Source organism: Craterilacuibacter sp., from assembly GCF_051659485.1.
Taxonomy (GTDB): domain Bacteria; phylum Pseudomonadota; class Gammaproteobacteria; order Burkholderiales; family Chromobacteriaceae; genus Craterilacuibacter.
This window is the reverse complement of record NZ_JBOFOO010000220.1, coordinates 1-10,158: the sequence shown is the minus strand read 5'-3', so window position 1 is coordinate 10,158 and position 10,158 is coordinate 1. Positions and strand designations below refer to the sequence as shown.

General features: G+C 58.5%; 6 protein-coding genes and 1 pseudogene. 2 read left to right on the top strand and 5 right to left on the bottom strand.

Annotation, left to right across the window (positions count from 1 at the left end):
• The 3 genes and pseudogenes from ACRC1E_RS07905 to dinG all read right to left on the bottom strand — a co-directional run.
• Window positions 1-373 (bottom strand): porin (locus tag ACRC1E_RS07905; protein ID WP_438514559.1); only part of this gene is annotated, 373 nt, incomplete at its 3' end.
• 193 nt (window positions 374-566) lie between these two features.
• Window positions 567-857, bottom strand: a pseudogene (locus tag ACRC1E_RS07900) (DUF3579 domain-containing protein); the annotation flags it as partial.
• 101 nt (window positions 858-958) lie between these two features.
• On the bottom strand, window positions 959-3,085 hold the full coding sequence (gene dinG, locus ACRC1E_RS07895) for an ATP-dependent DNA helicase DinG (RefSeq protein ID WP_438514558.1): 2,127 nt from the start codon (window positions 3,083-3,085) through the stop codon (window positions 959-961).
• A 153-nt stretch (window positions 3,086-3,238) separates the two neighbouring features.
• Here dinG and ACRC1E_RS07890 point away from each other — a divergent pair, with 153 nt between their 5' ends.
• Entirely contained in the window at window positions 3,239-5,197 is a 1,959-nt protein-coding gene (locus ACRC1E_RS07890) for an aminotransferase class I/II-fold pyridoxal phosphate-dependent enzyme (protein WP_438514557.1), read from the top strand.
• A gap of 509 nt (window positions 5,198-5,706) precedes the next feature.
• A complete protein-coding gene (locus ACRC1E_RS07885) occupies window positions 5,707-6,933 on the top strand; it encodes an argininosuccinate synthase (RefSeq protein WP_438514556.1) in 1,227 nt (408 codons plus the stop codon).
• 119 nt (window positions 6,934-7,052) lie between these two features.
• On the opposite strand, the gene ACRC1E_RS07880 is transcribed toward ACRC1E_RS07885, so the two are convergent.
• Together ACRC1E_RS07880 and ACRC1E_RS07875 are read right to left on the bottom strand one after the other, a co-directional pair.
• The gene (locus tag ACRC1E_RS07880; protein ID WP_438514555.1) at window positions 7,053-8,057 is read right to left on the bottom strand and encodes a class 1 fructose-bisphosphatase; all 1,005 of its coding nucleotides are present in this window, start codon (window positions 8,055-8,057) and stop codon (window positions 7,053-7,055) included.
• Between the two features lie 120 nt (window positions 8,058-8,177).
• The coding region (locus tag ACRC1E_RS07875) for an aconitate hydratase (RefSeq protein ID WP_438514554.1) at window positions 8,178-10,158 on the bottom strand (1,981 nt) is incomplete at its 5' end.

Sequence of the window (10,158 nt, the reverse complement as noted above, 5' to 3'; positions counted from 1 at the left end):
CGGTGTCGGTCAGGCGCTTGTAGGCGGAGTCGTACAGGCCAAGCACTGCGGTGCCTAAGACTGCATCGGACAGGCCGACGAAGCTGTTGCGGCCAGCCCAGGTGTTACCGCCGCCGTTGTCGTACAGGCTCAGTGAGTTTTCAACCTGCCATACGGCTTTCAGGCCATTACCCAGATCTTCGCTGCCTTTGAAACCCAGACGCGAGTTGTCCGAGTTGACGCGGGTGGTGCTGGAAATAGGATCTTTGCCGCCGGAGGCTTTGGCCGACTCGACGCTGCCAGCCATGAAGCCATAGATCACGACGTCGGCGTGGGCGACAACCGGCAGGGCGAACAGGGTGGCCAGGGCGATGGCGAGGGTTTTCTTTTGCATGTTTGCAGTGCTCCGTTGTTTTCGAGGGGCTATTTATTGGTTTTGTGCTGTCTGTATTTACCCTGCTAAAGGGCATGCGACAGCTGTGTACCAATCTAGCAACGGAGATGACAAATGTGTTGCAAAATAATGAATAAAAGCGCCAAAAGCTTCGCTAGTGTTGTTTTTATGCCAAAAACTTATTGGGATAAACCTCGTCTATTAGCGTGCGGCAATCGACGATGCGTAAATGATTGTCGCGCGCAAAGTCCATCAGAAAGGTGAAGATGGGGGGGTGGATTTTTTCCAGCTTCTTGTCGATGGCGACGCAGCGCACCCCGTCCAGCAGCATGGGGCGGACAAACTGGTGGTAGGCCAGTTTCTGGTTTTCGCCAAAGGACGACATAATGCCGGACAGGCGCTCGGCCCAGTCGCTGGGGCGAAAGGTGCGGCCTTCCTCGGTGATGCCTTGGATGACAATTTCGTAGGGATTGCAGATCATGATGGCGGCGCTTGCCTTGCAGGGTCGGATGTCTCTTATAGCCGGCATGTTGCGCGGGATGGCCGCAACATGCCGGAAAGTTATTCCGTTATTCTACCCTAGTTTCAGATGCGCTTGAATGGCGGCAACGAAGACAGCAGCTTTTTTCCGTAGCGCTGACGGGTGATGCGGTTATCCAGGATGGTGACCCGGCCCCAGTCCTGCTCGGTGCGGATCAGGCGGCCGACCGCCTGTATCAGCTTGATCGACGCTTCGGGGACGGTCACCTCGATAAACGGGTTGCCGCCGCGTTTTTCTATCCAGCGTGCCAGTGTTTTGCCGACCGGGTCGTCCGGCATGGCAAAAGGCAGTTTGGCGATGATCACGTGTACACAGGCTTCGCCCGGCAAATCCAGCCCCTCCGAGAACGAATCCAGCCCGAAAATCACGCTGGCCTTGCCGTCCTTGATGCGCTGGTAATGGTTTTCCAGTAGCTTGCTCTTGGGGATCTCGCCCTGTACCTGCACCGTTGCGCGCAAGGTGTCGGGCAGGGCGCTGGCGACTTCCTGCATCTGGCGGCGCGAGGAAAACAGCACCAGGGTGCCTACAGCCTGATCTTCGGCGATGAGTTTGGGCAGCCACTCGGCAATTTCGCGGGTATGTGCCGCCGGGTCCTTGGGGCTGGCTGCCAGTGGCGGTAGATAAAGCTCGCCTTGCTCGCTGAAGTTGAATGGGGAGTCCAGTGCAATGCAGCTGACCTCGGGTAGCCACTTCAGGCCGGTCTGCGACAGCAGCAAATCGAACTCGCCCAGCGAGCGCAGGGTGGCCGAGGTGAGCAGGGCTGCGGCGGCACGACGCCACAAGGTGGCCGCGAGACTGGCGGCGGCACTGACTGGCGACGCACAAAACTGGTAATCGCCCTTGCCGTCGAGTCGGCGTGATACCCACTTGGCGATAGGTGGAGCCTTGTCGTCGGTTTCCTTTTCGAACAGATCCCAGACTGCGTTGAGCTGTTCGCTGCGTCCGACGATAAATCCCAGATCGGTCGAGGCTTTGTCCAGTGCCGGTGCTTCTTGCGGCTTGTCGCGTCTGGCCTCGGACAGGGCATCGGTCATGCCCGAAATATTCTTGTACAACATGCGCGCAGCGATCGCCATATTGGCCGCCGGCTGTTGCAGGTGTTCCGGTAGGCGGCCATCGTCCAGCAGCCAGGTCGGCTCGGGGTTGCCGTCGGAGGCCGATAGTGCCGGTTCGCCGCCCAATAGCCATAGCCACTCGGTCAGCGTCTCCATGCAGGCGGCTGCGGCTTCGATGGCGCCGTTCGTCAGTTCGGGCTTGGCAATATGGGTTTCGATGCGCACGGCGAGTGCCGCGACTTTTTCCAGCCAGCCCATGGCCTGGGCCAGGCTGTGTTCTGCCGCAAACTGGTTGACCGCTTTTTTGGCCAGATGGTGCGCTTCGTCTATGCAGTAAAAACTGTCGTCGGGTGCCGGCAGGATCACGCCGCCGCCCATGGCGATATCGGCCAGCATCAAGTCATGGTTGGCCACCACCACATCGACGTTTTCCAGTGTGTCGCGTGCCAGATAAAACGGGCATTCGGCGCGGTTGGGGCAGCTGGTCTTGAGGCAGCCGTGCCTGTCGTTGGTGACGCGAAACCACAGGCTATCATCGACGATGGTGGGCCAGTTGTCGCGGTCACCATTCCACTTGCGCTGGTGGAAGGCCGACGACAGGGCATTCAGGGTATCAAGTTCGGCCTGCTCCGGCTTCTTGTCCCATAGTGCGAGTGCCGGATCGGGTGAGAATAGCGCATCTTGTGCATGTTCGGCCGTCAGTCCGTACAGGCGGTAAGGGCACAGGTAGCGGCCGCGCCCCTTGGCCAGCGCAAAGGTTAGCGCCAGACCGCTATTTTCAATGACGAAAGGCAGGTCGCGGTTGACCAGCTGTTCTTGCAGGGCAATGGTTGCGCTGGTGACCACCAGCTTTTTGCCGCGCATCTTGGCCATGACGCCACCTGCCAGCAAGTAGGCCAGACTCTTGCCGACCCCGGTCGGCCCTTCGACCACGATAATGCTCTCGCCGTTGCGCTCGGGCAGCTCGCCATCTTCTATGTCTTTGCTGCGCGAGAACGCATTGGCGATTTCGGCCAGCATGCGGCGCTGGGCGGCACGCGGGCGAAAGCCCGGCAGATTGTCGGAGAGAGTCTTGTAGTGGTCGCGGATCGCGTCTTTTTCGGCATCGGTAAGCATGGCGCGATTGTAGCGTATGGGGGGCGATGTGCGGTTGCAAAATGACGCCGTGGCTTTGAGTGCGTAGGATAGTTTAATGGCATTTGCCTTCACCATCATTTAATACGCGCGAACGGCAGGATTAGTGCCGGATACGCCCGAAGGAGACCCGGAATGAGCCCTGTTAGCCGAGTACTGCTGGTTAGTCATGACAGCGTATGGGCGCGCGCTGTCAGCAAGGGGTTGCTACAGGCGGCGCAAAAGCTGGCCAATCCTTACGGCCTTTGTTTCAGTGTTGCCAGCTCGCATGGCGACGCTATGGCGCAACTGGCGGCCGATGGCGATGTACAGATTGTGCTCATCGACCGTTGCCTGATTGGCAGCGCGCCGGCCGGTGCCGTGATTGCGCTGGTCAATGCCATCGGCGCTTTTCGTCCCGAGTTGTCGTGTTATGTCTTGTTAAGCGACGATGACGAAAAAGCCGAGATGGAAGAGTTGGCCAGCCATGCGCTCAGCGGTTATTTCTATCGCGACGAGACCGATTATCAGGGCTGGTTTCGTATCCTGAGTGCCGAAATCGCCGAAAAATCGGCCACGCCGTTTTACGATGCGCTGCGCCAGTATGTGGCCATGGCCAAGGATTCCTGGCATACCCCCGGCCACTCGGGGGGCGAGTCTTTGCTGGGTAGCCCATGGGTGGGCGATTTTCACGAGTTTGTCGGCGAGAATATGCTGCGCGCCGATCTGTCGGTCTCGGTGCCTATGCTGGACTCGCTGATGCATCCGACCGGCGTGATTGCAGAAGCACAGGCGCTGGCCGCCAAAACCTTTGGCGCGCGCCTAACCTACTTCGCCACCAACGGGACATCGACTTCAAACAAGGTTATTTTTCAGACCCTGCTGGCGCCCGGAGACAAGCTGTTACTGGATCGCAATTGTCACAAATCGGTCCATCACGGCGTGATCCTGTCCGGCGCCTGTCCGGTTTATCTCGATTCATCGGTCAATCGCCAGTACGGGGTATTCGGGCCGGTGCCCAAAGCCACCATCTATCAGGCGATTGCCGACCATCCCGATGCGCGCGTGCTGATCCTGACCTCGTGTACTTATGATGGCCTGCGTTACGATCTGGCGCCGATTATCCAGGTGGCGCACGAGGCCGGAATCAAGGTCATCATCGATGAAGCCTGGTATGGCCATGCCCGTTTTCATCCTGCCTTGCGTCCGACGGCGCTGGAGTCCGGTGCCGATTACGCGACGCAAAGTACCCACAAGGTTTTGTCGGCTTTTTCGCAGGCCAGCATGATTCACGTGAATGACCCGGATTTTGATGCGCATCTGTTTCGTGAAAACTTCAATATGCACACCTCAACCAGCCCGCAATACAACCTGATTGCCAGTCTGGACGTGGCGCGCAAGCAGGCGCATATGGAAGGTTACCGCTTGCTGGAGCGGACCTTGAAACTGGCCGAGGATCTTAGGGCCAAGATAGACGCGACCGGCGTATTCCGGGTGTTGGGTCTGGACGAGTTGCTTCCCGATGAGGTCAGAAACGACGGCATCAGGCTGGACCCGACCAAGCTGACGATAGATATCTCGCGTTCGGGTTATAGCGTGGACGAGTTGCAGCGCGAATTGTTCGAGCGCTTCAATATCCAGGTCGAAAAATCCACCTTCAATACGCTGACGCTATTGCTGACCATAGGGACTACCAAGAGCAAGGTTTCGCGTTTGTATGATGCCATTTTGCGTCTGGCCAGGACGCAAAAGTCGCCCCGTGCGCCTGTGCGCCTGCCTGATATGCCGCGTTTTACCCGGCTTGCCTGTTTGCCGCGCGATGCATATTACGAAGCAGGGGAACGGCTTGCCTTGCTGGATGAGGAGGGCAGGCCCAATCCGGCCTTGTTTGGGCGTGTGGCATGCGACCAGATCGTACCTTATCCGCCCGGAATTCCGGTGCTGGTTCCCGGTCAGCTAATAGACGAAGACGTGATCGCTTATCTGGTGCGCTTGATGAAGGCGCAAAAGGGCATAGAAATACATGGACTCGCTGATTTGCAAGGAGAAATGGCTGTTCGCGTGCTACGTTGCGACGAGTTGGAACAGTTGCGGCGCAACATAAATATGTCATGATCCCTTGCCACGCATAGTCAATTGGTATACATATATACGTGTCGCAATTCTATAAAACATGTCAAAAGCGTTTTATGGGGGTGCGGCAGCTTAGCGTGTATGACTTAAGTCTTGCGTATCTGTAATGCTGTCGTGACCACGAGTTGATGGTGCGGTAGCCGTTTTTTGGAAGATCTGATGAAAGAGCCGTGGCAGTACCTGAAATCCAGCGCCCCGCAAACCGAGGCGACTCCGTGCGTCTTCGCGCGTGTCCGGCTGCTGCGACGACGAAGCATCGCGGGCGAACTATATCGCCCGCTGCAGGGTCGGGGTGTATCCATGGTGTTGGCAGGCTTTGACCCGCAACGCTGACGCACCTGCAAGCTGAGCGCGGCCCCATCGGTATGCGCCCAGTCCCTACGGGGTAAAAGGAAACTCAAACCACGCCACAGCGTGGAAAGTCTGATCAACGGGTCCTGTTTGTGTGTCGGCATGGCGTGCAAACAGCCGGGAATTCTGAAAGATAGCAAATGAACAGCATCAAAAAAGTCGTACTCGCTTACTCCGGCGGTCTGGATACCTCGGTGATCCTGAAGTGGCTGCAGGATACTTATCAGTGCGAAGTGGTCACTTTCACCGCCGACATCGGTCAGGGCGAGGAGGTCGAGCCGGCCCGGCAGAAGGCGGTGGCGCTGGGGATCAAGCCAGAAAATATCTATATCGATGATCTGCGTGAAGAGTTTGTCCGCGACTACGTTTTTCCGATGTTCCGTGCCAATACCGTGTATGAAGGCGAATACCTGCTGGGTACCTCGATCGCGCGCCCGCTGATTGCCAAGCGCCAGATCGAGATCGCCCGCGAGGTCGGTGCCGACTCGGTAAGTCATGGCGCTACCGGCAAGGGGAATGACCAAGTGCGTTTCGAGCTGGGCTACTATGCCCTGCAGCCGAATATCCATGTGATCGCACCATGGCGCGAATGGGATCTCTTGAGCCGCGAAAAGCTCTTGGCCTATGCCGAAACCCACGGTATCGACATCAGTAAACGCAAGAGCGGTGCCAGCCCGTACTCGATGGATGCCAATTTGCTGCATATCTCCTACGAAGGTCTGGCGCTGGAAAACCCGGCGGCCGAACCGGAAGAAGATATGTGGTTGTGGTCCAATTCGCCGGAAACGGCACCGGACGAGGCTGAGTATCTGGAATTGAGCTACGAAAAGGGCGACATCGTAGCCCTCAACGGCGTCGCGCTAAGCCCGGCGCAGGTGCTGACCCAGCTTAACCAGATCGGTGGCAAGCATGGTATCGGGCGTCTGGATATTGTCGAGAACCGTTATGTTGGTATGAAGTCGCGCGGCTGCTATGAAACTCCGGGCGGTACCATCATGCTCAAGGCGCACCGTGCCATCGAGTCGATTACGCTGGATCGTGAAGTCGCACACCTGAAAGACGAGCTGATGCCCAAGTACGCACAGCTGATCTACACCGGCTACTGGTGGAGCCCGGAGCGCGCAATGATGCAGACCATGATTGATGCCTCGCAGGCGACAGTGAATGGCTGGGTTCGTTTGAAACTGTACAAGGGCAATGTGATGGTGGTGGGGCGCGAATCGAATACCGACTCGCTGTTCGACCCCAATATCGCGACCTTCGACGAAGATGGCGGAGCCTACAATCACGCCGATGCGGCCGGCTTTATCCGTCTGAATGCACTCAGGATGCGTATTGCGGCCAACGCCAAGCTAAAGCGCGGCTGATCCCTGCATTGAATAAAAGCCGCAAATACTCCGGGATTTGCGGCTTTTTTATTGGCAGTGCTTAAGCGCTGGCCAGCAAAAAGCCGGCACATGGCCGGCTTGTCCGGGTTTAAGTGTGCTTAGGCAGAGTGATAGCTGCTGACGCGCGCCACTTCTTCCTTAGAACCCAAGAACACCGCAACGCGCTCGTGCAGGGCTGCAGGCTGGATGTCCATGATGCGCTGGTGGCCGTTGGTCGCCATGCCGCCGGCCTGTTCGACGATAAAGGCCATCGGGTTGCCTTCGTACATCAGACGCAGCTTGCCCGGCTTGGCCGGGTCGCGTGCGTCTTTTGGATACATGAAGACGCCGCCGCGCACTAAGATACGGTGCACTTCGGCCACCATGGAGGCGACCCAGCGCATATTGTAATCCTTGCCCAGCGGGCCGGTCTTTCCGGCCAGAAGTTCGCCTACATAGCGCTGCACTGGCGCTTCCCAATGACGCATATTCGACATATTGATGGCAAATTCGCCCGTGCTCTCCGGGACTTTCATTTCGGGGTGGGTCAGTACGAAGCTGCCGTTTTCACGGTCTAGCGTAAAGCCGTATACGCCGTTGCCGAAGGTGAGTACCAGCATGGTTTGCGGGCCGTAGACGGTGTAGCCGGCAGCGACCTGACGGGTGCCAGGCTGCAGGAAATCGGCTTCGGTCGGATGGCCGGTTATCGAGGCATCACACTCCAGTACCGAGAAAATGGTGCCGACCGAGATATTGACGTCGATATTGGACGAGCCATCCAGCGGGTCGAACAGCATCAGGTAGCGGCCACGCGGCAGGCCGTCCGGGATCGAGTACGGCAGCTCCATTTCTTCGGAGGCCATCGCGGCGAGGTTGCCGCCCCATTCATTGGCTTCCAGCAAAACGTCGTTGGCGATCACGTCCAGTTTTTTCTGTGCTTCGCCTTGCACATTGCCGGTACCGGCTTCGCCCAGAATGCCGGCCAGTTCACCCTTGCCCACCGAATGCGAGATGGCCTTGCAGGCGCGGGCGACGGTTTCGATCAGGTGGCGCAAATCGGGTGGCAGCGTGCCGGCCTTGCGTTGTTGCTCGATCAGAAAGCGGGAAAGGGAGGTGCGGCTCATGAAAACCTCTGGTATTTGAAGATGACGGATTGGCTTTGTTGCGCCGGATTATACCCGTGCGGGATGGCGGCTGTCTTGATGCGGGCATGCCGCGCCCTGGATTCTGCGCGGCGATGGGTATCAGTCTGCCAGTAAACGCCGCAAGACAAAGGGCAAGATCCCGCCTGCGCGGTAGTAATCAACCTCGATGGGCGTGTCGATACGGCACAGCAAGGGGATGGCGAGTGTGCTGCCGTCACTGCGGGTCATGCTGAGCGTCAGCTTTTGCCGTGCTGTCAGGCCTTGGGAAATGCCGGCGATGGCAAAGGTTTCCTCACCGGTGATGCCCAGACTCTGCCAGCTATCAGCGCCGGTAAATTGCAGCGGCAAAATGCCCATGCCGACCAGATTGTTGCGGTGGATGCGTTCAAAGCTGCGTGCGACGACGGCACGTATGCCTAGTAGCTGGCTGCCTTTGGCTGCCCAGTCGCGACTGGAGCCGGTGCCGTATTCTTCACCGGCAAAGACGATGGTGGGGGTATTGCGGCTTTGATAAGCGATGGCGGCATCGAATACCGTCACTTGCTGCCCGTCCAGCAGGGTGTAGCCGCCTTCGGGACGGTTGCCGCCGGCATCTGTCGCTAGCATCAGGTTCTTGATGCGCACATTGGCGAAAGTGCCGCGCAGCATCACTTCATGATTGCCGCGCCGGCTGCCGTAACTGTTGAAGTCGGTCTTGGCGACACCTTGTGACAGTAAATACTGACCGGCAGGCGAGGTGGCGTGAAAAGACCCCGCCGGGGAAATATGGTCGGTGGTGACCGAGTCACCCAGTAGCAGCAAGGTGCGCGCGCCGCTGATATCGGTGATGGCCGGCGTCTGCATGGTAAACGCGTCGAAAAACGGCGGGCGGGCGATATAGCTGCTGGCAGGCCAGCTATAGACCTCGCCTTGTGGTGCTTGGATCTCATTCCATAAATCGTGGTCGCGGGTGAAGTCGGCGTATAGGCGGCGGAAGGTGTCCGGATCGAAGGCGGTGGCCATCAAGGCCGCTATTTCATCCGAGGCGGGCCAGATGTCTTGCAAAAAGACGGGGGCTCCATCGCGGCCTATGCCCAGCGCTTCGGTGTCCAAATTGATATTGACCCGTCCGGCAATGGCAAAGGCGACTACCAGCGGGGGGGAGGCCAGATAATTGGCACGCAGATTGGGATGGATGCGCGCTTCAAAATTGCGGTTGCCGGATAGCACGGCGGCGCAGATCAGGTCATGGCGGGTGATGGTGTCATTGAGTGCCGGTGATAGATCCCCTGAGTTGCCGATGCAGGTGGTGCAGCCGTAGGCGGCAAGCGCGAAGCCCAGTTGTGCCAGGGGCTCGATCAGGCCGGCTTTTTCCAGATAGGCGGTGACTATGCGCGAGCCAGGTGCCAGGCTGGTCTTGATGCGCGGATGGACATGCAAACCTTTGGCCACAGCCTTTTGCGCCAACAGACCCGCTGCCAGCATCACCCCGGGGTTGGAGGTGTTGGTACAGCTGGTGATCGCTGCAATCAGGATGTCGCCGTGACCCAGATCATTGGGGTCGCTACTTGCGGGGGCGTGATTGGCCATCTCCCCCGTAGCGCGTGGCTGGCTGCTGTTGTCGCCTTGCCCTGAGCCTGCGCTTAATAATGGGTAGCGCTGTTCCAGTTCGGTGACGAGTTTGTTGAAGCCGTTGTCCGCGGCCGAAGCGCAAAACAGGGTAGCGAAGTTTTCTTGCATGGCCGGCAATGCGATGCGGTCTTGCGGACGCGTGGGGCCGGCGAGGCAGGGGGTGATGCCGTGCAGGTCCAGCTTCAGCGTACGGCTGTAGCGGATATCGCCGGCTGCCGGCATGCCGAACAGACCTTGCGCCTTGAAATAGCTTTCGAAAGCCAGAATGTCGGCGTCGCTGCGGCCGGTGCCCCGCATATAAGTCAGGGTTTTATCATCTACCGGAAAAAAACCCATGGTGGCGCCGTACTCGGGTGCCATATTGGCGATGGTGGCGCGGTCGGTGATGCTCAGGCTGGCGCTGCCGGCTCCGAAAAATTCGACAAAACAGCCAACGACCTTTTCCTTGCGCAGCATCTGGGTCAGGGTC

What these genes read in the sequence shown, in the direction of transcription:
- dinG (WP_438514558.1), bottom strand. Translation starts at nt 3,085, where the DNA reads ATGCTTACCGATGCCGAAAAAGACGCGATCCGCGACCACTACAAGACT.
- ACRC1E_RS07890 (WP_438514557.1), top strand. Translation starts at nt 3,239, where the DNA reads ATGAGCCCTGTTAGCCGAGTACTGCTGGTTAGTCATGACAGCGTATGG.
- ACRC1E_RS07885 (WP_438514556.1), top strand. Translation starts at nt 5,707, where the DNA reads ATGAACAGCATCAAAAAAGTCGTACTCGCTTACTCCGGCGGTCTGGAT.
- ACRC1E_RS07880 (WP_438514555.1), bottom strand. Translation starts at nt 8,057, where the DNA reads ATGAGCCGCACCTCCCTTTCCCGCTTTCTGATCGAGCAACAACGCAAG.